Genomic DNA, 24088 nt, shown 5'->3' on the forward strand with positions numbered 1-24088 from the left:
CCGGCCCTGGCGCCGCCGGACTCTCACCTCGCCCGAGAGACTAGTCCGATTTGTCCGTTTCCGGCGCGCTGAAACCAACCGCCCGTCCCGGATACGCCGAGGGCCGGCTCCCCGGTCGGGGAGCCGGCCCAGCGGCATACGTGGTGGTCGTCGTCCGCCGCTCGCGCGGCGGACGGGACCGGTCAGAACTGGTCGAGACCGAGAGCCTCGTCGTCGAGACGGATGGCCTCGCCGGTGCCCGAACCGAAGCCTGCGTAGTCGTAGGCGTCGTAGTTCGGCAGCGAGTACATCGCGGCCTTGGCTTCCTCGGTGGGCTCGACCTTGACGTTCCGGTAGCGGGGCAGACCCGTGCCGGCAGGGATGAGCTTTCCGAGGATGACGTTCTCCTTGAGGCCGAGCAGCGGGTCGGACTTGGCCTCCATGGCGGCCTGCGTGAGCACGCGGGTCGTCTCCTGGAAGGACGCGGCCGACAGCCACGACTCGGTCGCGAGCGAGGCCTTGGTGATGCCCATGAGCTCGGGACGACCGGCAGCCGGACGCCCACCCTCGGCCATGACCTTGCGGTTCTCCTCCTCGAAGCGACCACGCTCGGCGAGCTCGCCGGGCAGCAGGTCGGCGTCGCCGGCCTCGATGATCGTCACGCGACGCAGCATCTGTCGGACGATGACCTCGATGTGCTTGTCGTGGATCGACACACCCTGCTGACGGTAGACCCGCTGCACCTCGTCGACGAGGTGCTTCTGGGCGGCACGCGGGCCGAGGATGCGAAGGACCTGCTTGGGGTCGATCGCGCCCTGGACGAGCTTGTCACCCACGGTCACGTGGTCACCGTCGCCGACGAGCAGGCGCGAACGCTTGCTCACCGGGTAGGCGTGCTGCTCGGAGCCGTCGTCCGGCGTGAGCAGGACGCGACGCGCCTTGTCGGTGTCCTCGATCTCGACGCGGCCGGTGGCCTCGGCGATCGGGGCGACACCCTTGGGCGTCCGCGCCTCGAAGAGCTCGACGACACGCGGCAGACCCTGGGTGATGTCGTCGGCCGCGGCCGCACCACCGGTGTGGAAGGTACGCATCGTCAGCTGCGTGCCGGGCTCACCGATCGACTGGGCCGCGATGATGCCGACGGCCTCGCCGATGTCGACGAGCTTGCCCGTCGCGAGCGACCGGCCGTAGCAGGCCGCACACGTGCCGACCTTGCTGTCGCAGGTGAGGACCGAACGGATCCGGACCTCGTCGACACCCGCCGCGTAGAGCGCGTCGATGACGACGTCACCGAGGTCGATGCCGGCCACGGCGAGCGTCTCGCCGTCGACGACGACGTCCTCGGCCAGCGTGCGGGCGTAGACCGAGGCCTCGACGACCTCGCTCGGCGACCGAGTGCCCGTGGTCTCGTTGACCTGGGCGATCGGCAGCTTGAGGCCGCGCTCGGTGCCACAGTCGTCCTCACGGATGATGACGTCCTGCGACACGTCGACGAGACGACGCGTGAGGTAACCCGAGTCGGCGGTACGAAGAGCCGTGTCGGCCAGACCCTTACGGGCACCGTGCGTCGAGATGAAGAACTCGAGCACCGTGAGGCCCTCACGGAAGTTCGCCTTGATCGGGCGCGGGATGATCTCGCCCTTCGGGTTGGCCATGAGGCCACGCATACCGGCGATCTGACGGATCTGGAACCAGTTACCACCAGCACCCGAGGACACCATCCGGTAGATGGGGTTCGTGCGCGGGAAGTTGGTCTCCATCTCCTTGGCGACCTGGTTGGACGCCTGCGTCCAGATCTCGACGAGCTCCTGACGACGCTCGTCGTCGGTGATGAGACCGCGCTCGTACTGCGTCTGGACCTTGGCGGCCTTCGTCTCGTAGCCCTCGAGGATCGCCGTCTTGTTGTCCGGCGTCGTGACGTCGGAGATGGCGACGGTGCAGCCCGAGCGGGTGGACCAGTGGAAGCCGGCCTCCTTCAGGGCGTCGAGGGACGCGGCGACCTGGACCTTGGAGTAGCGCTCCGCGAGGTCGTTGACGATCGCCGAGAGGCGCTTGCGGTCCACCGGGCGGTTCTCGAACGGGTAGTCGAGCGGCAGCGTGTCGTTGAAGATCGCGCGGCCGAGCGTCGTCTCGAGCGTGATGCTCTTGACGATGCCGTCCTCGCCGGCCTCGACACCCTCGGGCAGCTCGAAGCCGGCCGGGGGCACCGCGTCCGTCAGGCGCAGCTTGATCGCCGAGCCGAGCAGGATCTCGCCACGGTCGAAGGCCATGCGGGCCTCCGAGGGGGACGAGAACGCGCGACCCGCACCGATGCCGCCACCGTCGACCGCGTCGGTCAGGTGGTAGATGCCGGTGATCATGTCCTGGGTCGGCATGGTGACGGGGCGACCGTCAGCCGGCTTGAGGATGTTGTTGCTCGACAGCATGAGGATGCGGGCCTCGGCCTGCGCCTCTGCCGACAGCGGCACGTGGACGGCCATCTGGTCACCGTCGAAGTCGGCGTTGAAGGCCGAGCAGACGAGCGGGTGGATCTGGATGGCCTTGCCCTCGACGAGCTGCGGCTCGAACGCCTGGATACCGAGACGGTGCAGCGTGGGTGCGCGGTTGAGCAGCACCGGGTGCTCCGTGATGACCTCTTCGAGGACGTCCCACACGACCGGGCGAGCACGCTCGACCATGCGCTTGGCCGACTTGATGTTCTGCGCGTGGTCGAGGTCGACCAGACGCTTCATCACGAACGGCTTGAAGAGCTCGAGCGCCATCTGCTTGGGCAGACCGCACTGGTGCAGCTTCAGCTGCGGGCCGACGACGATGACGGAACGGCCGGAGTAGTCGACGCGCTTGCCGAGAAGGTTCTGGCGGAATCGACCCTGCTTGCCCTTGAGCATGTCGGACAGCGACTTGAGCGGACGGTTGCCGGGGCCCGTGACCGGGCGACCACGACGGCCGTTGTCGAAGAGGCTGTCGACGGCCTCCTGGAGCATGCGCTTCTCGTTGTTGACGATGATCTCGGGGGCACCGAGGTCGAGCAGGCGCTTCAGGCGGTTGTTGCGGTTGATGACGCGACGGTAGAGGTCGTTGAGGTCCGAGGTCGCGAAGCGGCCACCGTCGAGCTGCACCATCGGGCGCAGGTCCGGGGGGATGACCGGGATCGCGTCGAGGACCATGCCCGACGGGTGGTTCGTCGTCATCTGGAAGGCGTTGACGACCTTGAGCCGCTTGATCGCGCGGGTCTTCTTCTGGCCCTTGCCGGTGGCGATGATCTCCTGGAGGAGGTCCGCCTCGGCGTCGAGGTCGAAGGACTCGAGGCGCTTCTGGATCGCCGCGGCGCCCATGCCGCCCTCGAAGTACAGACCGAAGCGGTCACGCATCTCGCGGTAGAGGATCTCGTCGCCCTCGAGGTCCTGGACCTTGAGGTTCTTGAAGCGGTCCCAGACCTGCTCGAGGCGCTCGACCTGCTGGTCGGCACGCTTGCGGATGTTGTTCATCTCGCGCTCGGCCTGGTCGCGGACCTTGCGCTTCGCGTCGGCCTTGGCACCCTCGGCCTCGAGCTCGGCGACGTTGCGCTCGAGCAGCTGCGCGCGCGACTCGACGTCGGCGTCGCGGCGGTTCTCGATCTCCTTCTTCTCGACCTGGATCTGCGCCTCGAGCGAGGGCAGGTCAGCGTGACGCTGGTCCTCGTCGACGGACGTGATCATGTAGGCCGCGAAGTAGATGACCTTCTCGAGGTCCTTCGGGGCCAGGTCGAGCAGGTAGCCGAGGCGGCTCGGGACACCCTTGAAGTACCAGATGTGGGTGACGGGGGCGGCGAGCTCGATGTGGCCCATCCGCTCACGGCGCACCTTGGCGCGCGTGACCTCGACGCCACAGCGCTCACAGATGATGCCCTTGAAGCGGACACGCTTGTACTTGCCGCAGTTGCACTCCCAGTCCCGGGTGGGGCCGAAGATGCGCTCGCAGAACAGGCCCTCCTTCTCGGGCTTGAGCGTGCGGTAGTTGATGGTCTCGGGCTTCTTGACCTCGCCGTGGCTCCACTGGCGGATGGATTCCGCGGTGGCGAGGCCGATGCGCAGCTCGTCGAAGAAGTTGACGTCGAGCACGTGGTTCCTTCTCTCGTAACTCTCGTTAAGTCTTTGGTCTGAGTGGTGTTCGTTGACGAGGGGGCGTATGCCGCTGAGCGGGCCCAGCGGCATACGCACCGCTTGTCGTTAGGTGGCCTTCTCAGACCTCTTCGACGCTGGACGGCTCACGCCGGCTCAGGTCGATGCCGAGCTCCTCCGCCGCGCGGAAGACCTCCTCGTCGGACTCCTTCATCTCGATCGTGGTGCCGTCGCTGCTCAGGACCTCGACGTTGAGACACAGGGACTGCATCTCCTTGAGGAGGACCTTGAACGACTCCGGGATGCCCGAGTCGGGGATGTTCTCGCCCTTGACGATGGCCTCGTAGACCTTCACGCGGCCGGGAACGTCGTCCGACTTGATCGTCAGCAGCTCCTGGAGCGTGTAGGCGGCGCCGTACGCCTCGAGGGCCCAGACCTCCATCTCACCGAAGCGCTGGCCACCGAACTGGGCCTTACCGCCGAGCGGCTGCTGGGTGATCATCGAGTACGGACCGGTCGAACGAGCGTGGATCTTGTCGTCGACGAGGTGGTGGAGCTTGAGGATGTACATGTAGCCGACCGCGACGGGCTCCGGGAACGGCTCGCCGGAGCGGCCGTCGAAGAGGCGCGTCTTGCCCGAGGCGTCGATGAGGCGAACCCCGTCGCGCGTCTTGAGCGTCGAGTCGAGCAGACCCGTGACGACGTCCTCGGAGGCACCGTCGAAGACCGGCGTCGCCACGCGCGTGCCCGCAGGGGCCTCGTGCGCGTCGGGCGCGATCTCCTTGGCCCACTCCGGGCTGCCCTCGATCTTCCAGCCGCGCGAGGCGGCCCAGCCGAGGTGCAGCTCGAGGATCTGGCCGAGGTTCATACGACGGGGAACACCGTGCGGGTTGAGCACGACGTCGACCGGCGTGCCGTCCTCGAGGAAGGGCATGTCCTCGACCGGGAGGATCTTGGAGATGACACCCTTGTTGCCGTGGCGGCCGGCGAGCTTGTCACCGTCGGTGATCTTGCGCTTGTTGGCCACGTAGACGCGGACGAGCTGGTTGACGCCGGGCGGCAGGTCGTCGCCCAGGTCGGCACGGAACTCCTTGACGCCGATGACCGTGCCGGTCTCGCCGTGGGGCACCTTGAGCGACGTGTCGCGGACCTCGCGGGCCTTCTCACCGAAGATGGCGCGCAGCAGGCGCTCCTCCGGCGTCAGCTCGGTCTCGCCCTTGGGCGTGACCTTGCCGACGAGCAGGTCGCCGTCACGGACCTCGGCGCCGACGCGGATGATGCCGCGCTCGTCGAGGTCGGCGAGGACCTCCTCGGAGACGTTCGGGATGTCCCGGGTGATCTCCTCGGGGCCGAGCTTCGTGTCGCGGGCGTCGACCTCGTGCTCCTCGATGTGGATCGAGGAGAGGACGTCGTCCTGGACGAGACGCTGGCTGAGGATGATCGCGTCCTCGTAGTTGTGGCCCTCCCACGACATGAACGCCACGAGCAGGTTGCGCCCGAGCGCCATCTCGCCACCCTCGGTCGCGGGACCGTCGGCGATGACGCCACCGGCCTCGAGACGGTCGCCCTCGTTGACGACGACGACCTGGTTGTAGCTCGTGCCCTGGTTGGAGCGCGCGAACTTGGCGATGCGGTACGTCTGGTACGTGCCGTCGTCGTTGGCGACGGTGACGAGGTCAGCCGACACCTCCTGGACGACACCGGCCTTCTCGGCACGGACGACGTCGCCCGAGTCGAGGGCGGCGCGGAACTCCATGCCGGTACCGACGATGGGCGCCTCGCTCTTGACGAGCGGGACGGCCTGACGCTGCATGTTGGCGCCCATGAGGGCACGGTTGGCGTCGTCGTGCTCGAGGAACGGGATCATCGCGGTCGCGGCCGAGACCATCTGGCGCGGCGACACGTCCATGTAGTCGACCTCGTCGCCGGGGACGAGCTCGACCTCTCCACCCTTGGTGCGCACGAGCACGCGGTCCTCGGTGAAGTTGTTCTGCTTGTCGAGCGGCGCGTTGGCCTGGGCGACGACGTAGCGGTCCTCCTCGTCGGCGGACAGGTAGTCGACGTCGTCGGTCACGTGACCGCCGGTGACCTTGCGGTACGGCGTCTCGATGAAGCCGAACGCGTTGATGCGACCGTAGGACGCGAGCGAGCCGATGAGGCCGATGTTCGGGCCTTCCGGCGTCTCGATCGGGCACATGCGGCCGTAGTGCGACGGGTGGACGTCACGGACCTCCATCTGGGCGCGGTCACGGGAGATACCACCCGGGCCGAGCGCGGACAGGCGACGCTTGTGCGTCAGACCCGCGAGCGGGTTGTTCTGGTCCATGAACTGCGAGAGCTGCGACGTGCCGAAGAACTCCTTGATCGAGGCCACCACGGGGCGGATGTTGATCAGGGTCTGCGGGGTGATCGCCTCGACGTCCTGCGTCGTCATGCGCTCGCGGACGACACGCTCCATGCGCGACAGGCCCGTGCGGACCTGGTTCTGGATGAGCTCGCCGACGGAGCGGAGGCGACGGTTGCCGAAGTGGTCGATGTCGTCGACCTCGACGCGGACGTCGATCTCCTCGGCGTTCTTGACGCCCTTCATCGAGTCCTGGCCGTCGTGCAGCGTGACGATGAACTTGATCGTCTTGACGATGTCGTCGATCGACAGGGTCGAGTCGTTGATCGAGGCGTCGAGACCGAGCTTCTTGTTCACCTTGTAGCGGCCGACCTTGGCGAGGTCGTAGCGCTTGCCGTTGAAGTAGAGGTTGTCGAGCAGGGTCTGCGCGGCCTCCTTGGTCGGCGGCTCGCCCGGGCGCAGCTTGCGGTAGATGTCGAGCAGCGCGTCGTCCTGGCCCTGGGTGTGGTCCTTCTCCAGGGTGAGGCGCATCGACTCGAACTCGCCGAACTCCTCGAGGATCTGGGCCTCGGTCCAGCCGAGGGCCTTGAGGAGGACGGTGACCGACTGCTTGCGCTTGCGGTCGACGCGGACGCCGACCATGTCGCGCTTGTCGATCTCGAACTCGAGCCAGGCGCCGCGGCTCGGGATGATCTTGGCCGTGTAGATGTCCTTGTCGGACGTCTTGTCGGGCGTGCGCTCGAAGTAGACGCCCGGGCTGCGGACGAGCTGCGAGACGACGACACGCTCGGTGCCGTTGATGATGAAGGTGCCGCGCTCGGTCATGAGCGGGAAGTCGCCCATGAAGACCGTCTGGCTCTTGATCTCACCCGTCTGGGCGTTCATGAACTCGGCGGTGACGAAGAGCGGTGCGTCGTACGTCTGGTCGCGCTCCTTGCACGACTCGATCGTCTTGCGGGTCTCCTCGAAGCGGTGGTCGCGGAACGACAGCGACATCGAGCCGCTGAAGTCCTCGATCGGGGAGATCTCCTCGAAGATCTCCTCGAGCCCGGACCGGTCCGGGACGTCGGTGCGTCCCTCGGCCTTGGCCGCGGCGACGCGAGCCTGCCAGCGCTCGTTGCCGAGCAGCCAGTCGAAGCTCTCCGTCTGAAGCGCCAGGAGGTCGGGGACCTCGAGTGGTTCGCGAATCTTCGCGAAGGACAGACGTCCCGAAGGGGTCTGTGCGGTGGACATGTTCGTCGCAGTACGCGAGGCAGCCAAGGAGGGTCCTTCCACGGGCCTTTTTCGAATCTTCAGATCCGCGTTGCCGCATGGCTCCGCTCGCGGGTCCCGAGGTCATACCGGATGCCGGATGGCATGGTGTTGGGCCTGACCGAGGTCGCGAAGGGTGGGCATGGGCAGCGCAAAGGCCTAGCCTACCGGTAAAGGGCAGGAGTGTCCAGCCGGGTCAAGGGACGGAGATCGTCTCCCGAGGTGCCCACCCGGTCTCGAACGACCGAGCGCCCTCGACGTGACCTGCCACGCCCCCCGGACCGGGAGCTCGCGATGCGAACGCGACGAATATGGCCCTCCGCGGGCCGGACGTCAAGACCCTCGCCCTCGCAGGCGCGTCGCGACACGCCGCCGAGGACCGCCCGGAACCCCGCTGACCTGCACGAACACGGCGGCGGCCGGCCTCGATGAGGACCGTCGGGAGGGCCTCCGCCCTAGCATGGAGCACGCCAGAGATCCGTTGACGTCTCCTTCCGAGAGGGAAGCCATGTCCGATCCGAACCCGCCCGAGCAACCGTCCTTCAACCAGCCCGCCGGGAGCGACCCCACCACGCCGATCCCGAGCAGCCAGCCCGCCTCGCCCGGACCGGGGGCACCTGGCGCACCCGGCGCCGCCGGCGCACCTGTGGGCGGCAGCACGCCTCCCCCGCCGCCGCCCGTCGCACCGGCGGGTGGACCGAGCGGCATGTCGAGCATCCCCGACCCCGCGCGGGAAGGGGCCGGCTTCTTCACGGCCCTCTTCGACTTCAGCTTCACGAACTTCGTCACGCCGATCCTCGTGCGCTTCGTCTACCTGCTGGCGACCGTCGCGCTCGTCGCGAGCTGGCTCATCTTCGTCTTCGCCGGCTTCGCCAACAGCGTCGGGACCGGTCTCGCCGCGCTCATCCTCGGTCCGATCTTCGTGATCATCTACCTCGCCGTCATCCGCATGACCCTCGAGTTCTACCTGTCGGTCGTCCGGATGAGCGAGGACATCCACAAGCGCCTCCCCCAGGCCTGACCGCCCGGGCGACGGCCGCACCACCACGTCGAGTGGGCACGTCCCCGTGGGGACGTGCCCACTCGGCGTTCCGGGGCTCCCGTCGGACGGGAGTGTGCACCCGCCTCAGAGGGAGGGCTGCTGCTGGGTGATGCAGTGGATGCCGCCGCCACGGTCGAAGAGCGGCCGCGCGTCGACGCCGACCACCCGTCGGCCCGGGTACGCGTCGGCGAGGACACCGAGGGACACCTCGTCCTGCTCGTCCCCGAAGGTGCAGGCGATGACGCCGTCGTTGACGACGAGGTGGTTGATGTAGGACCAGTCGACGGGCCCCTCGGCGTCGGCCAGGGTGCGCGGAGCCGGCACGCCGACGACCTCGAACCGCTCGCCACGAGCGTCCCGCGCCTCCTCGAGCAGCTCGCGCAGGGTGCGCGACACCGCATGGTCGGGGTGTGAGGGGTCCTGCTGCTCGTGGAGCAGCACGATGCCCGGACTCGCGATGGTGGCCACGATGTCGACGTGGCCCCGGGTGCCGAACTCGTCGTAGTCGCGGCTCAGGCCCTGCGGCAGCCAGATGCACGTCGTGGCGCCGATGGTGCGGGCGAGCTCCGCCTCGACGTCGCTGCGCGCCAGCCCCGGGTTGCGGCCAGGGTCGAGCTGGACGGTCTCGGTCAGCAGCACCGTGCCCAGCCCGTCGACGTGGATGCCCCCGCCCTCGTTGACGAGGGACGAGCCGACGACCTCGGCCCCGGACAGGCCGCCGACGAAGGCACCGATCCGGGCGTCGTGCTCCCACGTGGCCCAGGACTGCGCGCCCCAGCCGTTGAAGACCCAGTCGACCGCCCCGAGCCGCGAGCCGTCGGCCGAGCGGACGAAGGTCGGGCCGATGTCGCGCATCCACGCGTCGTCGAGGGCGGCCGGGACGAGCTCGACGTCGGGGTGCAGGTGGCCGGCGGCCACCTCGAGGTCGGCGGGGACGACGACCATGCGCACGGGCTCGAACTCGACGACCGCGTTGGCGACCGCGGCCCACGTGCGCCGCGCAGCGGCCACCTCCTCGGTGGTCTCGCCGAGCGTGTAGCCCTGGCTCGGCCACGCCATCCACGTGCGGTCGTGCCGGGCGGTCTCGGACGGCATCACCCAGCCGGGCCCTCCCCCACCGGCTTCCGCCGCAGAAGCGTCGGTCACGGCGGTGTCGGTCACGGCGTCACCTCGCGACGGTGCTCCTCGCGCACGGGGGCGGTCAGGGCGGCATACGAGTCGGGACGACGGGTGGCGAGGAAGGGGAAGAGCTCGAGCCAGTCGCGACGCTGCGCGAGGTCGAGGTCGGCGACGAGGACGGCGGCCTCGTCGCGGGGGGCCTGGACGAGGACGCGGCCGTACGGGTCGGAGATGAACGAGCTGCCGTAGAAGGTGATGAGCCCCTCCGTGCCGAAGCGGTTGGGCACGACCATGAAGAGGCCGTTGGCGATGCCGTTGCCGACGATGACCTGCTGCCACAGGGGCTGGGTGTCGAAGTCCGGGTGGTCGGGCTCGGAGCCGATCGCCGTGGGGTAGCAGAGCACCTCGGCGCCGCCGAGCGAGTAGAGACGGGCGACCTCGGGGAACCACTCGTCCCAGCAGGTCGGCAGACCGAGCTTGAGCGACGGGTCGCCCAGTGCCACAACCGGATACGCATCCTCGGAAGGGCCGGGACGGAAGTACTTGTCCTCGTAGTAGCCGGCCGTGACGGGGATGTGGGTCTTGCGGGTGCGGGCCACGACCTCCCCGCTCGGGGCCACGACGACCGCGGTGTTGAAGCCGAGGCCGTCGCCCTCGTCGGCACGCTCGTAGAGAGAGGCGTGGACGTGGACGTCGAAGTCACGGGCCGCGTCGCGGGCGAAGGTCACCGTGGGACCCGTCTCGAGGTCCTCGGCCGTCGCGGACGGTGTGCCCTCGGGCAGGGTGTCGGCCGGGTAGCGCGACAGGGTCAGCTCGGGCAGGAACACGATGGTGGCGCCGGCCTCGGCGGCCGTACGGATGCCGTCGCGGAGGGTCTCGACGAGGGCTGCGGGGTCGTCGACCCACTCGTGCTGCACGACGCCGACGCGCACGGGCGTGGCCTCCGGCTGGTCGACGCGGGCGAGGGACTCTGGGACGCCATTGGCCTGGATGAGCTTCACAGCGTGCAGTATGCCGCAGCGCCCAGCGGGCGGTCCGGGCCACGACGCCCAGTGCCCGTCCCCGGTACCTCCCGGGGTGCAGCGTCGCGCACGCCGCCGTGGGCCGCTCGGTCCCGGACGACCTCTCGGGCGCCCGGGACCTTCCCCCCTCGTTCCCCCGTCAGAAGGCGGACAGCTCGCTGACGAGCCAGCGGTCGCCCACCTTCCGCATCGTGGCGATGACCCGGTTCTGGTCGATCGCAGGTGCCTGCTGGGCCTTGGTGGTCGTGGCCTGGTTGATGAACGCCATGACCCGCACGGTCGTCCCCTCGCCGCCGTCGCCGTCGGCATCCATGACGCCTGCGTCGTAGACCTTGGCCTGGACGGTGGCGTCGTTCTTGACGGCCATCGGCTTGATGTCGGTGGCGGCGACCTTGGCGAACTGGTCCTTGAAGGGGGAGGCCAGCAGCGGGGTGACCTCCCCGATGTGCTTGTCGAACGCGGAGCCGCTGTAGCTGAGCAGGCTCTCCAGAGTGGTCCGCGCCGAACCCACCGCGGCCGTCCGGTCGGTGTCGGACACCCCGGGGCGCAGGCCGTAGACGAGCGAGGCCGCGAGCAGGGCGAGCGCCAGGGTGGCGCCGATGGCGGACGCCCAGAGCCCGGCGGAGCCGCGCGAGCGCGAGGCGGCCTCTGTCTGCGCGTCGTCCGCGTCGACCTCCTGTGCGCCGGTCGGGCCCACCCGGCGCTCGACGGCCACTGCCTCCCGGTCGCCGGTGCTGGTGGTGGTGGTCGTGGTGGTGGTGGTGCCGGCGGTGTCACCTGCGAAGGGATCGGCAAGGCTCTCGTCGGTGGTGGACGGGCCCCGGTCGAGGACGATCGTCGAGGTCGCGGGGGCTCCGGCGCCGGAGGACCGGCGGCGGGCACCTGCCACGCGCTTGCGCGGGCTCCCGGCAGATGCGGCCGACGCTGCGAGCGGACGGCGGGGGTCAGCTGACGAAGTCAAGGGTGCTCACCTTCCAGGCGTCGCCGACCTTCACGAGGTCGAGGCGGAGCCGGTACGTCTTCTTCTCGGCCTTGGGGGTCGAGGCGTTCGAGGTCGGCGCGACGACCCCGACGATGACCTTGGCCGAGTCGTCGTCGCCTGACACGAGCGAGGCCTCGGCCCGCTCGACGGTCGAGACGGTCTTGTTGGCGGTGACGACGGGCTTGAGCTGGGCCAGCGTGGAGGCGTACTCCTTGCGGAAGGCCCCGGTCGAGTCGTCGAGGACGCGCTGGGTGTCGGCGTCGAACGTCGTGGCGTTCATCGTCACGAAGTTGACGGCGATCTGGCGCCCGGCGGCCAGCGCAGCGGCGCGGTTGTCGGCGTCGCGCTGCTGCTGCCACGCGGTGCGCCCCAACGTCGCCGCGACGGCGACCGCCGCGAGCAGCAGCACGGCCGTGACGATCCACAGCAGGCGCGGGGTGGGGCGCCACGTGCGGACACCCCTAAGGCCCGCACGTGGCGCGTCGGGGGGACCGGAGCCCACCGCGGCGTCAGTGGGGTCATGAGGCTCATGGCGCTCGTGCTCATCGGGCTCGCGGTCGGTGGAGCTCTCGGGCGACCGCTGGGATCGCGGCGGTCGCTCGGTCTCCGATCGGGTGGTGACCATCGTCATCGAGGGGTTTCCTTCCGTCACCGGCTAACGGAGCGCCTCCTGCATCATCCAGAGCCAGCTCGTGCCGTTGTCGGTCCGTTCGTCGCCACCGGCCGGAGCGACCGGCGACTGGACTGACAACGACTCAGGGCTGCCGGAGGTCACGGCCCGGTTGCCGAGGGCGACCGGTGTCGCCCCGAAGGACATCGGGTAGCTCTGCCCGCTCTGCCCCCCTCGGGTGGGTTTGGGGGCGTTCTGGGCCCCGCGCACGTTGACGCCCGAGCCACGAGAGGCCGCGCAGTGCGCGTCGAGGTTGACGGGCGGCAGGCCCGTCGTGCGGTGCGGGTCGACCTTCGTCGTGCCCTCGTAGCCGGCCTCGCACGCCTTGGGGTCGTCGACGTTGAGCACGAGCCCGAAGTGCGCGGTGCCGTCGCCGGGCACGACGCTGAAGCCACCCGTCACGACGTCGGGGTAGGTGACGAGCAGCTGCTCGATGCCGTCGAGCCGGGCCGTCGTCACGTTGCCGATGGTGATGAAGTTGGCGAGGAGCGCAGCCAGGCTCTGCTTGTTCTCCGAGATGAGGGCGTCGAGCTGCTCGACCGCGACGGACCCTCGGTCGAGGACGACGCGCAGGTCGGGGTCGGCCTGGCGGAGCGCGTCGGCGACGTTCGCGAAGCCGGACACGCTGGTGCGGATGTCGTCGCCGCTCTTGACCTGCGTGTCGAGGACGATCCGTCCGTCGTCGATGAGACGGGTCGTCTCGGGGAGCGCCTCGGAGGCGGCCGTGGTCAGGGCGTCACCCGAGTCGATGAGCCGCTGCAGGTCGGAGCCGCCACCCTTGAACGCCTCGGCCAGCTCGTCGACCGTGGTCACGAGGGCGTCGCGCGGCACCGACGACACGGTGTCGTCGACGTGCTGGAGCAGCTGGTCGATACGGAGCGGGAACGCGGTCCGGTCGCGCGGGATGACGTCACCGGCGGCGAGGTAGGGCGCCCGAGGCGTGCGGGGCTGGAGGTCGAGGTACTGCTCTCCCACCGCCGAGCGGTTCTCGACGACGGCCTTGGTGTCCTTGGGGACCTCGGTGCCGCGGTCGAGGCGCGCGTCGACGACGACGCCGTCGCCCGACAGGCGCATCCCGTCGACCTTGCCGACCGTGACGCCCCGGTAGGTGACCTCGGCGCCGACGAAGATGCCACCCGACTGGGCGAGGTCGGCGGACACGACGTAGCTGCCGCCGGCGATCTTGTCGGTGAGACCGACGTAGTTGGCCGACAGGATCGCGACGAGGGTGATGGACAGCAGGGCGAAGGCGGCCAGCTGGAGTCGGACGGTGCGGGTGATCATCGGGAGCCTCCCGTGGGGAAGAGCGTGGACCACGACGCCGCGTCGGCGGTGCCGGCTCCGGAGCCGGGCCGCCTCGAGCCGAGCAGGCCACCCGGCAGCGTCGTCGGCAGGGGCACCCCGGGCACCGAGGGGACGGTGACGCTCGGGAGCGGGACCGAGGGCACCGGCACCGACGGCAGTGGCACGGAGGGCAGCGGCACCCCAGGGATGCCCGGGAGGTTCGGGAGCTTCCCGACGCCGAGGTTGCCGGCGATGGTGTCGAGGTTGGTGTCGAGGGTGGCCCAGAGGTTCGTGAAGTCACCCTTGATCGTGTTCTGGGCGTTGTTGGGGAAGGGGTAGGTCAGGAGCAGCTGGTAGCTCTTCGGCAGGTCGTCACCGGCCTTGTTGAGCTGGCGCAGGATCGGGCTCACGGCCCGGAGGTTGGCCTCGAGGTCGGCGCGCGACCCTCGGATCACCCGGGTGCCGACCTCGCCGAGGTCGCGCAGCGCCGTCAGCATCGCGGTCAGCTGCCGACGCTGGTCGGCGAGGATCTTCAGGCCCTTGGGCAGCTCGTCCAGTGCCGCGGCGATCTTGGCCTGGTTCCGGGCCAGGGTCGACGAGAGCCGGTCGATGCTGTCGATGGCCCGGACGATCTCGCCCTTCTGGGCGTCGAGTCCCCCGACGAACGTGTTGAGCTGCGTGACGAGGTCCTTGACGTCGCCGGTGCGACCGCGGAGGGCGTTGTTGAGCTCGGCCTCGATGGTCTTCAGCTGTGCGACACCACCACCGTTGAGCAGCAACGACATCGCGCCGAGGACCTCCTCGACCTCGGGGTTACGGCTCGTGCGCGACAGCGGGATGCGGTCGCCCTGCCCGAGGCGGCCCTGGGCCGGCACGTCGGTGGGGGCTGCCAGCGCGACGTACTTCTCGCCGAGCAGCGAGGTCTGCTTGAGCTCGGCCGTGGCGTTGTCGGGCAGCACGACGTTGCCGGGGAGCCGCAGCCGGACCGTCGCGGTCCACCCGGTCACCTGGATGTCCTCGACGGACCCCACGGTCACCTGGTTGACCTTGACCGACGACTGCGGCACGAGGTCGAGCACGTCGGCGAACTCGGCGGTGACCGTGTAGGAGTCGTCGCCGGTGCCGGCGCCACCCGGCAGCGGGAGGTCGTAGGCGCTGCAGCCCCCGAGAGCGAGGGAGGCCAGCACGACGACGGCGGACCGGCGTCGGGAACGGGAGCGGACGGCATACGTCATCGGGAGCCTCCGAGCAGTCCGCCGAGGGTGGGGTCGGCGCCGCGCAGGTTGACGAGGCCGCTCGACTGCGGAGTGCCCTGCAGCGCAGTGCCGCTCGGCAGCGACGGCAGGGTGGGCAGCTTCGGCAGCAACGCCTTCTTGAGGGAGTCGCACAGCTTGGTGTTGCCGGTGTGCGTCGGGCCGGTGAGGATCGAGCACACGAGCAGCAGCGGGTCGTCGAAGCCCTTGGCGTTGTTGCGGGTGTCGAGGGTGCCGGTCTCGGGGTGGTAGGCGTTCTGGAGGTTCGACAGCGCGACCGGGGCGTTCTCGAGGAGCTGGGCCAGGGCCTGACGGTTCTTCGCGAAGGCGTTGGTGACGGTGACCGCCCGGTCGAGGTTGCTCTTGAGCAGCGCCCGGTTGTCGGAGACGAAGCCCGACACCTCGTCGACCGCGACCCCGAGGCTCTCGAGCGTCGCCTTGAGGTTCTCCCGCTCCTCGCTCAGCTGGGTCGCCACGGTCGCGAGGTCGGTGTTGAGCCGCCGCACCTGCGCGTTGTTCGTCGCGAGCATCGAGGTGAAGGACTGGAGGTTCTTCACGGTGCCGAAGAGGTCGTCGCGGCTGCCGGACAGGGTCGAGAGCGCGGTCGAGAGGTCGTGCACCGTGCCGTTGATCTTGTCGCCGTTGCCGTCGAGGTTGGCGGCAGAGGTGCGCAGCAGCTCGTTGAGCGCACCGTCCTTGTTGGCCCCGTCGGGACCGAGCGCCACCATGAGGTCGTCGAGGCTCTGCGACACCCGATCGAGCTCGACCGGAACTGCCGTGCGCTCCAAGGGGATTCGCGTCCCGGCAGCCAGCGCCGGGCCCGCCTCGTAGACGGGGAGCAGCTGGACGTAGCGGTCCGAGACGAGCGACGGCGCGACGATCGCGGCCTTGGCCGAGGCGGGAACGCGGTACTTGTCGTCGTAGCTGAAGGTGACGTGCACGTGGTCGCCCTCGGGCGTCACGGTGTCGACCTGGCCGACCTTGACCCCGAGGATGCGCACGTCGGACCCGGGGTAGAGACCGACGGCGCGCGTGAAGTCGGCGCTGACCGACGTCTGGCCCTGGCGGGGCCAGAAGACGATGCCGGCCGCGACGAGCGCGACGACGACGAGGCCGCTGACGACCTTGCCGAGCACGGTGGCGGGGCCGTGCAGCCGGCCGAACGGCATACGGGATCCTTGGCGCGCAGGCATCAGCGACCACCTCCGGAGGTGCCGGGAAGGAGCAGGTCGGGCAGCTTCGTGCCGGGCAGGGCGAGCCCGGGCGTGCCGACCGGCACGACGAGGTTGGAGACCCACGTGTCGAACCAGCGTCCGGTGCCCAGGGTGTTGGCGTAGACCCGCGTGAAGGGCGCCATCGCCTGGATCGTCTTCTGGAGGTCGGCGTCGTGCTTCTGGAGCATGGCGAGCGTGGTGTCGAGCTGGGCGAGGGCCGGCTTCAGCTGTGCCCGGTTGTCGCGCGCGAGGCCGGTCAGCTGCTTGGCGAGCGCCGAGGTGTTGCGGAAGAGCGTGCGGATGTCGTCGCGACGCTTGACGAGCTCGACCATGAGCAGGTCGGCGTCCCGGATGAGCGTGCTGACCTGCTCGTTGCGGCTGCGGACGAGGCCGGTGACGCTGTTGGCCCGCTGGAGCAGCGAGCCGAGCTCGGCGTCGCGGCTCGCCACCGTGCGGGAGAGGCGTGAGAGGCCGTCGAGCGTGGCCTTGACGTACTGCGGGCTGTCCTTGAACTCCGTGGCGATGACCGTCAGGGACTTCGCGAGCTGGTCGGTGTCGATGCGCTCGGTCGTCGTCGTGAGGTCCTGGAAGGCGTTGATGACGTCGTAGGAGCTGACGGTGCGCGAGACCGGGATCTGCGCGTCGGCGTCGAGCTGGCCCTGCCCCTTGGGGTCGAGCGCGACGTACTTCTCCCCGAGGATCGTCTTCATCCGGATCGAGGCACCGGTCTGCTGGCCGAAGCTCGCGTCCTCGGTGATGGTGAAGTCGACGCGGACGTGGCCGTCCTCGAGGTCGACGCCGGTCACCTTGCCGACCTTGACCCCGGCGATGCGCACGTCGTCGTCGGGCTTGATGCCGCCGGCCTCCGAGAAGGCCGCGCTGTATGCCGTCCCGCCGCCGATGAGCGGAAGGCTGGAGGCGTTGAACGCCAGGTACAGCACCACCGCGATGACGAGCAGGCCGATCGCACCGATCGGGACCGGGTTGCGCTCTCGGAAGGGGATGCTCATGACTCGCACCTCGCTGACGAGACGTCGTAGGTGGGGCTCACGCCCGGGAGGATCGGGCTCTTGGTGTCGAACTTGCAGAGGTAGAAGTTGAACCACGACCCGTAGGTCGCCGTGCGCGTCAGCGTGGCGATGCGCCCCGGCGCGCCGGTGATGAAGTCCTCGAACTCCTTGCCGTTGGCCGGCTTGTTGAGCGTCGTGGCCAGCGTGCGCAGCTGGGAGACGTCGTCCTTGATGAGCGGGCGCGTCGAGACGAGCAGGTCGGCGGTCTCGGCCGAGAGGGTGTTGATCCCGGACAGCGAACGGCCGATCGTCTCGCGGTCGGCCGCGAGCCCGCTCGTGAAGCGCTGGAGCTGGTCGATGAGCGAGAGCAGCTGCTGGTCGTGGGCGTCGACGGTGCCGAGCACGGTGTTGAGGTTGTCGATGGTGCGGCCGATGACGGCGTCGCGGTCGGCGATGGCGGACGTGAGGCTGGCCGTCTTGGCGAGCAGGGTGTTGACGTCGCCGCCCTCCCCCTGCAACGTCTGGATGAGCAGGCCCGAGAGCTCGTTGACGTCGCTGGGCGACAGCGCGGCGAAGAGCGGCTTGAAGCCGTTGAAGAGGACGGTGAGGTCGAGCGCGGGGTGGGTGCGCGAGAGCGGGATCGTCGAGCCGTCGGCGAGCGGGGCGGGGGCGCCGGTGCCCTGGCTCAGCGCGAGGTAGCGCTGGCCGACGAGGTTGCGGTACTTGACCGTCACCTCGGTGCCCTGCGTCAGCACCGAGCTCTTGAGCACCGAGAAGTCGATCTCGGCCGTGGCGCCCTCGGACGTCGCGTCGTGGGCGACGCGGACGTCGGTCACCTCGCCGACCCTGACACCGGCGATGCGGACGTCCTGCCCGGCGATGACACCCGTCACGTCGGTGACGACGGCCGTGTAGGTCGCCTTGGAGCCGAGCTGGATGTTGGCGATCGTCAGCGCGAGAATGCTCGTCGCGAAGAGCGTGACCGCCGCGAAGACGATGAGCTTGATGAGTGAGCCCTTGACCTTCATCGGGTGCTCACCACCGTGCCGCGCATCATCGGCCCGGCGAGCAGGGTCTGGATGCCGCTCTCGCCGCCGTCGGACGGCTGTCCGCCGTGGGCCAGCAGCGCCCCGACGACGCGCTGCTCGTCGACCGTGCCGGCGCTGCCGGAGTCGGCCGCGGAGGCGTCGCCGAGCAGTGCCTGGGGCACGGCCGAGAAGGGCGTCGCGTCGCTCGCGGGCTGGGTGCCGTCGTCGAAGTGGTTGCCCGCGAAGGGGTTCGCCTGAGAACCGTCGGGCGTGGGCAGGCCGTAGCAGTGGGGTCCGCGCTTGTCATCCCAACGGGGCTCCTCACCCGGCCTGTACGGCTGTCGGGGAGGCACGACCTCGAGGGTGATGTGGAAGGTTCCGCCGGCGAAGGCCGCGTTGGCGCGCGGCAGCCAGTTGACCAGGCCCGAGGCCACGCACGGGTAGATCGGGGAGTACTCGGCGAGCAGCTGGAGCGTCGGCTTGCTGACCTGGCCGACCTGGATGATGCGCTGCTCGTTGTCGCGCAGGAAGCCGGCCGCCTCGTTGGCGAAACCTGCGGTGCCGACGAGGAAGGCCGCCAGCTGCTGGTCCTTCTCGACGATGGTCTTGTTCGTGACGCGCAGCGACTCGGTCAGACGGAAGAAGTCGGGCGCGACGCCGGCGTAGAGGTCGGCGGTGTCGGCGAGCAGCGAGATGTCTTGTCGGATCGTCGGCATGCTGGGGTTGAGCGCCTTGAGGTAGCGGTCGACGAGCACGAGGTTGCGGCCGATCTGGTCGCCGCGACCGTCGAGCGTCGTCGACAGGGCGTTGAGAGTGGTCGCGAGCTTGGCCGGCTGCACGGTGCGCAGCAGCGGGTAGAGGTTGTCGAGGACCGTCTCGAGCTCGATGGACACCCGGCTGCGGTCCTGCGGGATGGTGTCCCCCGCCTCGATGGGCCGGGCGTTCGACGTGGCCGTCACGAGGTCGACGTAGCGCTCGCCGAAGAGCGTCTTGGGCAGCAGCCGTGCACTGACGTTGGACGGGATCTTGGCAACCTCGTCGGGCTGGAGCGCCAGCTCCAGACGCGCTCCCGTGGGGGTGGCCTCGACGTGGCGCACCTCGCCGACGAGCAGGCCGCGCAGCTTGACGTCGGAGCTCTCCTGCAGCTGGCTGCCGAGGCGGTCGGTCTCGAGCGTGACCATGACGACGGGCGTGAAGCGCTTCTGGAAGGACGCGATGGCCAGGCCAACGAGCAGCGCCAGCACGAGGAGGAAGACGATGCCGTAGGCCTTGACGCCGATGCGCCACCGCGTCAGCTGGGTGAGCGGGCCGGGACTGGTGTCGCTCATCCGGCGATCCTCACGCTCGTCGTCGCGCCCCAGATGGCCAGGGAGAGGAAGAAGTCGACGATGTTGATGGCGACGATCGACGTGCGCACCGCGGTGCCGACGGCGACGCCGACCCCGGCCGGGCCGCCCGACGCGGTGTAGCCGTAGTAGCAGTGGATGAGGATGATGACGACCGCGAAGACCATGACCTTTGCGAACGACCAGAAGACGTCACCCGGTGGCAGGAACAGGTGGAAGTAGTGGTCGTAGGTGCCCTCCGACTGCCCGAAGTACGCCGTCGAGATGAAGCGCGTGGCGGCATACGAGCTGAGCAGCCCGAGGACGTAGAGCGGGATCACCGCGATGAAGCCGGCGATCATCCGGGTCGTGACGAGGAACGGCAGCGACGGGATGCCCATGACCTCGAGGGCGTCGACCTCCTCCGAGATCCGCATCGCGCCGAGCTGGGCCGTGAAGCCGCAGCCGACCGTGGCCGCGAGCGCCAGCCCCGCGACGAGCGGGGCGATCTCGCGGGTGTTGAGGTAGGCCGAGAAGAAGCCTGTGAAGGCCCCGGTGCCCAGCTGCTCGAGCGAGGAGTAGCCCTGCAGGCCGACCTCGGTGCCGGTGAAGAAGGCGAGGAAGGCGATGACGCCCACCGTGCCGCCGATGACCGAGAGCGCACCGGTGCCGAGGGAGACCTCGGCGAGCAGCCGGATGACCTCCTTCTTGTACCGGCGGATCGTGCGTCCGCTCCACGCGAGGGAGCGCACGTAGAAGCGCATCTGCTCGCCGAGCGAGTCGAGCGCGCGGGAGGGCCGGCTCGCGAGGTGGAGCAGCCGCTCCGAGCCCGGTCGAGTCCGGTTCTGGGTCTTGGTCGCCATCGCCCTCTCCTCAGATCTTCTGCGGGACGACTTGGAAGTACACAGCCGTGATGACGAAGTTGACGACGAAGAGCAGCATGAACGTGATGACGACGCTCTGGTTCACCGCGTCGCCGACGCCCTTGGGACCACCGCCCGCGTTGAGCCCCTTGTAGGCCGCGACGACGGCCGCGATGGCACCGAAGATCAGGGCCTTGATCTCGGCGGTCCAGAGGTCGGGCAGCTGGGCCAGCGCGGTGAAGCTCGCGATGTACGCGCCCGGCGTGCCGCCCTGGACGATGACGTTGAAGACGTAGCCGCCGACGACGCCGACGACCGACACGAGCCCGTTGAGCAGGACCGCGACGAGCATCGAGGCGAGCACCCGGGGCACGACGAGGCGCTGGATCGGGCTGATGCCGAGCACCTCCATGGCGTCGATCTCCTCGCGGATCTTGCGCGAGCCGAGGTCGGCACAGATGGCCGAGCCGCCCGCGCCGGCGATGAGCAGGGCCGTGACGATCGGGCTGGCCTCGCGCAGCACCGCGAGGACGCTCGCAGCGCCGGTGTAGGACTGGGCGCCGAGCTGACGGGTCAGCGTGCCGAGCTGGAGGGCGATGACCGCGCCGAACGGGATGGAGACGAGGGCGGTCGGCAGGATCGTCACGCTCGCGATGAACCACGCCTGCTGGATGAACTCCTTGACCTGGAACGGGCGCTTCGGCAGGGCCCGGAACACGTCGAGGGCGAGCGCGAAGAGCGAGCCGGACTGGCGCAGGGCGCCCGTGAGGGGTGCGGCCACGTCAGCTCACCCCCGCCCGGACACCGGGGATGCCGGCGTTGCGCGACTCGAAGGAGCCGGGCGGCGGCGTGATGCCGTTGTCGCGGCACCAGCCGCCGGCAGGCCGCTCCGCGCGACGCGGCTTGCCGTCGCTCGTCGGGAGCTGGAGGGCGATCGGCGGCAGGGGCGGCAGCTCCTGACCGGACTCGGCGGCGAGCTCGTCGGCGTCCTTCTCCTCCGACATCCCGATCGGGCCGATCGTCTGTGCGTTGAGGAACTGCCGCACGACGGGCTCCTCCGAGCTGAGCAGCATCTCGCGCGGCCCGAACATCGCGAGGTGCTTGTGGTAGAGCAGGCCGATGTTGTCGGGCACCGTCCGGGCCGTGTTGATGTCGTGCGTGACGATGAGGAACGTCGCGTCGATCTGCGCGTTGAGGTCGACGAAGAGCTGGTTGATGTAGCTCGTGCGCACCGGGTCGAGACCGGAGTCCGGCTCGTCGATGAGGAGGATCTCGGGGTCCAGCACGAGCGCCCGGGCCAGCCCGGCGCGCTTGCGCATGCCGCCGGAGATCTCTCCCGGGAGCTTGCCCTCGGCACCGGACAGACCGACGAGGTCCATCTTCTCGGTCACGATGCGCTTGATCTCGGCCTCGGTCTTCTTCGTGTGCTCGCGCAGCGGGAAGGCGACGTTGTCGTACAGGGTCATCGAGCCGAACAGGGCGCCGTCCTGGAAGAGGACGCCGAAGAGCTTGCGCACCTCGTAGAGGTCGGCCTCGCGCAGCCGGGTCAGGTCACGTCCGTTGATGACGATCGACCCGGCATCCGGCTTGAGCAGGCCGACGAGCGTCTTGAGGAAGACGGACTTGCCGGTGCCCGAGGGCCCGAGCATGACCGAGATCTCTCCCGCGGGAAGCGTGAGGGTCACGTCCCGCCAGATCGTCTGCGAACCGAAGGTCTTCGTCAGACCTTGCACCGCGATCTCCACACCCATGTGGCATCCACCTATGTCTTCCTGGCCGTCTCGACTCGGCTACGGGGGAAACGAGGGCGCCGGGCGGAAGTTACGCGCCAGTCGGGTTCTCCCGGTCAGGCGGCTCCCCCGCGGTTAACCTGTGCGAGTCATGTGGAGCCAGGAGGATGCATGCGCGCAGAACTGCGGCCGTCACAGGTCGCACCGGGGGCTCTGCTCGAGGTCGAGGGCAGCACGTACCGGGTCGTCGGGACCGTCCGGTTCGACCTCGGCGGCACTCGGTGGGGCGAGCACTGCATCACCTCGTCGGGCCCGCGGGAGTGGCTCTCTCTGCAGCCGCGCGGCGCCGGGTGCGTCATCCACTGGCGGACCCGGGACGACCTCTTCGGCGACCCGGACCACGGGGGCATGAGTCTCGACGGCCGCGACTGGACGCTGCTCGAGGCCGGGTCGCTCACCTACACGGCCGAGGGTGACACGGGTCTCGGCGTCCGGGGCACGTGCGATTTCGTCGAGTTCGTCGCGACGGACGCACCCGATGCCGTCCTCGTCTACGAGAGCTTCGACGGCGGCATGTGGGAGATCAGTGTCGGTCGACTCGCCGACCCGGCACGCGTGCGCGGCTACCGCGAGGTCGCCGGCGACTGACCTCCGTCGTGCGTGGCCGTGACCTCGTGGGCCACGAGGTCCCCGTCGACGCGCAGGGTGACCGCGGCGACGCGGTCGGCCCCCTCGAGGTCCGCGAGGCGGGCGAGCACGTCGGCGATCCGGCCGAAGGTCTCGGGGCTGGGCACGGGTGCCTGGCCGTCGGCGTTGCCCGACAGCCCGGTCAGTCGGTGGTCGGCGTCCATCGTCAGGGCTGCGGTCATCCGCTGGACCGGCGCGCCCCGCTGCGCCTCGACGCCGCGGCGCAGGGTCGCCGTCAGCTCGTCGAGCAGCCCGTCGAGCCGCGTGGGTGGCGTATGCCGTCCGCCCGCCGCTGCGCCCGACGTGACCGGCGGGGTCGGCGGGTTCGGCTCCGTGGCGAGCTCGGTGACCGACTCGGTGACCGGCTCGTCCACGGGATCGGTGACGGGATCGGTGACGGGATCGGTGACGGGCGTCGACGGGGCCTCGCTGGCCGGCTCTGCCGTGGCTCGCGGGGCGTGGCCCTCGCTGAGAAAGCCGATCGCGGCGAACTGGATCTTCGCGAAGTCGACCTCGGCGTCGCGGGCCAGCGAGTTGTCGATGACGTAGGCGAGGTTGACGGCGAGGTCGGCCATGTCCGGGTGCAGCTGCTGGCCGACGAAGCGCGCACACAGCAGCAGCGCGTGCACGCGCACCATCGTCCGACCCTTGCGGTCCTGCACCTGCTGGTCCGGCTCGACGCGACGCAGGTCGAACCCGTCCCGGGGGTAGAAGTGCAGCGGGCGTTCGAGGACGAGCAGCGAGTAGTCCGGCCGGTCGGAGCCCGGCATGAGCCGGTACAGCTCGCCGTTGAGCGGCAGCTGCCACTCCAGCTCGGGCGGCGCGCTGTCGAAGCGCGTCACGCACACGAGGGGCCCGTAGCGTCCTGTCGGGCTCGAGGCGTCGGCCGTCGGGCTCGAGGCGTCGGCCATCGGGGCCGCCGTCGGGGTCGGAGGCGCCGTGGGGGTCGAGGCGGTCGGTGCCCCGAGAGGGCTGGTTGCCGCAGCAGTGCCGGGCGCGGCGGCCGGGCTGTGCGCTTGGGCGGCCATCGTCGGCGCCGCGGGCACCGCTGCAACCTCGGGCGCGTTGGGGTCAACGGGGGGCGCCTGCTCGGCAGCGGTGTCCGCGTCGTCGTCAGCAGCGGGCCTGAAGGTGCGCGACAGCCATCCCATGCGGGCAAACCTACCGGGACCGGTCGACCGATCG

The 24088-nt window shown here is 69.7% G+C and carries 18 protein-coding genes; 2 read left to right on the forward strand and 16 right to left on the reverse strand.

Annotated features, from left to right (window positions below):
• Positions 1–182 precede the first annotated feature (182 nt).
• Both ASE25_RS00960 and rpoB read right to left on the reverse strand, forming a co-directional pair.
• Complete coding sequence (locus ASE25_RS00960; protein WP_020143258.1) at positions 183–4079, reverse strand: DNA-directed RNA polymerase subunit beta'; 3897 nt, start codon at positions 4077–4079, stop codon at positions 183–185.
• A 121-nt stretch (positions 4080–4200) separates the two neighbouring features.
• Positions 4201–7683 carry a DNA-directed RNA polymerase subunit beta gene (rpoB, locus tag ASE25_RS00965; protein WP_056822101.1) on the reverse strand — a complete coding sequence of 1161 codons (3483 nt, stop codon included), beginning with the start codon at positions 7681–7683 and terminating at the stop codon, positions 4201–4203.
• 499 nt (positions 7684–8182) lie between these two features.
• Here rpoB and ASE25_RS22610 point away from each other — a divergent pair, with 499 nt between their 5' ends.
• Positions 8183–8695, forward strand: coding sequence for a DUF4282 domain-containing protein (locus ASE25_RS22610; protein WP_156415389.1), 513 nt, complete (start codon positions 8183–8185; stop codon positions 8693–8695).
• A gap of 105 nt (positions 8696–8800) precedes the next feature.
• Here ASE25_RS22610 and ASE25_RS00975 read toward each other — a convergent pair whose 3' ends face one another.
• The 13 genes from ASE25_RS00975 to ASE25_RS01035 form a co-directional block, all read right to left on the reverse strand.
• The gene (locus ASE25_RS00975; RefSeq protein ID WP_056823724.1) at positions 8801–9811 is read right to left on the reverse strand and encodes an agmatine/peptidylarginine deiminase; all 1011 of its coding nucleotides are present in this window, start codon (positions 9809–9811) and stop codon (positions 8801–8803) included.
• 62 nt (positions 9812–9873) lie between these two features.
• Complete coding sequence (locus ASE25_RS00980) at positions 9874–10836, reverse strand: nitrilase-related carbon-nitrogen hydrolase (protein WP_056771115.1); 963 nt, start codon at positions 10834–10836, stop codon at positions 9874–9876.
• 160 nt (positions 10837–10996) lie between these two features.
• Positions 10997–11818 carry a hypothetical protein gene (locus ASE25_RS00985; RefSeq protein ID WP_157623282.1) on the reverse strand — a complete coding sequence of 274 codons (822 nt, stop codon included), beginning with the start codon at positions 11816–11818 and terminating at the stop codon, positions 10997–10999.
• Complete coding sequence (locus tag ASE25_RS00990; RefSeq protein ID WP_235508484.1) at positions 11802–12248, reverse strand: hypothetical protein; 447 nt, start codon at positions 12246–12248, stop codon at positions 11802–11804. The genes ASE25_RS00985 and ASE25_RS00990 overlap by 17 nt, the downstream gene beginning before the upstream one ends.
• A gap of 246 nt (positions 12249–12494) precedes the next feature.
• Positions 12495–13793 carry an MCE family protein gene (locus ASE25_RS00995; RefSeq protein ID WP_056771124.1) on the reverse strand — a complete coding sequence of 433 codons (1299 nt, stop codon included), beginning with the start codon at positions 13791–13793 and terminating at the stop codon, positions 12495–12497.
• Complete coding sequence (locus tag ASE25_RS01000) at positions 13790–15028, reverse strand: MCE family protein (protein WP_056822110.1); 1239 nt, start codon at positions 15026–15028, stop codon at positions 13790–13792. Before ASE25_RS01000 ends, ASE25_RS00995 begins: the two co-directional genes overlap by 4 nt.
• Positions 15025–16215, reverse strand: coding sequence for an MCE family protein (locus tag ASE25_RS01005; RefSeq protein ID WP_056771128.1), 1191 nt, complete (start codon positions 16213–16215; stop codon positions 15025–15027). Before ASE25_RS01005 ends, ASE25_RS01000 begins: the two co-directional genes overlap by 4 nt.
• Before the next feature lie 23 nt (positions 16216–16238).
• Positions 16239–17270: an MCE family protein gene (locus ASE25_RS01010; RefSeq protein ID WP_056771131.1), complete on the reverse strand. Its 1032-nt coding sequence runs from the start codon at positions 17268–17270 to the stop codon at positions 16239–16241.
• Entirely contained in the window at positions 17267–18298 is a 1032-nt protein-coding gene (locus ASE25_RS01015; RefSeq protein ID WP_056822113.1) for an MCE family protein, read from the reverse strand. The genes ASE25_RS01010 and ASE25_RS01015 overlap by 4 nt, the downstream gene beginning before the upstream one ends.
• Positions 18295–19626: an MCE family protein gene (locus ASE25_RS01020; RefSeq protein WP_082622626.1), complete on the reverse strand. Its 1332-nt coding sequence runs from the start codon at positions 19624–19626 to the stop codon at positions 18295–18297. Before ASE25_RS01020 ends, ASE25_RS01015 begins: the two co-directional genes overlap by 4 nt.
• The gene (locus ASE25_RS01025; protein WP_231372260.1) at positions 19623–20387 is read right to left on the reverse strand and encodes an ABC transporter permease; all 765 of its coding nucleotides are present in this window, start codon (positions 20385–20387) and stop codon (positions 19623–19625) included. The genes ASE25_RS01020 and ASE25_RS01025 overlap by 4 nt, the downstream gene beginning before the upstream one ends.
• Before the next feature lie 109 nt (positions 20388–20496).
• Complete coding sequence (locus ASE25_RS01030; RefSeq protein ID WP_056752740.1) at positions 20497–21267, reverse strand: ABC transporter permease; 771 nt, start codon at positions 21265–21267, stop codon at positions 20497–20499.
• Position 21268: 1 nt separating this feature from the next.
• On the reverse strand, positions 21269–22237 hold the full coding sequence (locus tag ASE25_RS01035; RefSeq protein WP_056771142.1) for an ABC transporter ATP-binding protein: 969 nt from the start codon (positions 22235–22237) through the stop codon (positions 21269–21271).
• Positions 22238–22387: 150 nt separating this feature from the next.
• On the opposite strand from ASE25_RS01035, the gene ASE25_RS01040 reads away from it, so the two are divergent.
• Positions 22388–22864, forward strand: coding sequence for a DUF4178 domain-containing protein (locus ASE25_RS01040; RefSeq protein ID WP_056822115.1), 477 nt, complete (start codon positions 22388–22390; stop codon positions 22862–22864).
• Here ASE25_RS01040 and ASE25_RS01045 read toward each other — a convergent pair.
• Positions 22840–24054 (reverse strand): hypothetical protein, encoded by a 1215-nt coding sequence (locus ASE25_RS01045; protein WP_157623283.1) that lies wholly within the window; start codon positions 24052–24054, stop codon positions 22840–22842. The two genes, ASE25_RS01040 and ASE25_RS01045, sit on opposite strands and share 25 nt — an antisense overlap.
• Positions 24055–24088: the final 34 nt, after the last annotated feature.

Source organism: Terrabacter sp. Root85, from assembly GCF_001429185.1.
Taxonomy (GTDB): Bacteria; Actinomycetota; Actinomycetes; order Actinomycetales; family Dermatophilaceae; genus Terrabacter.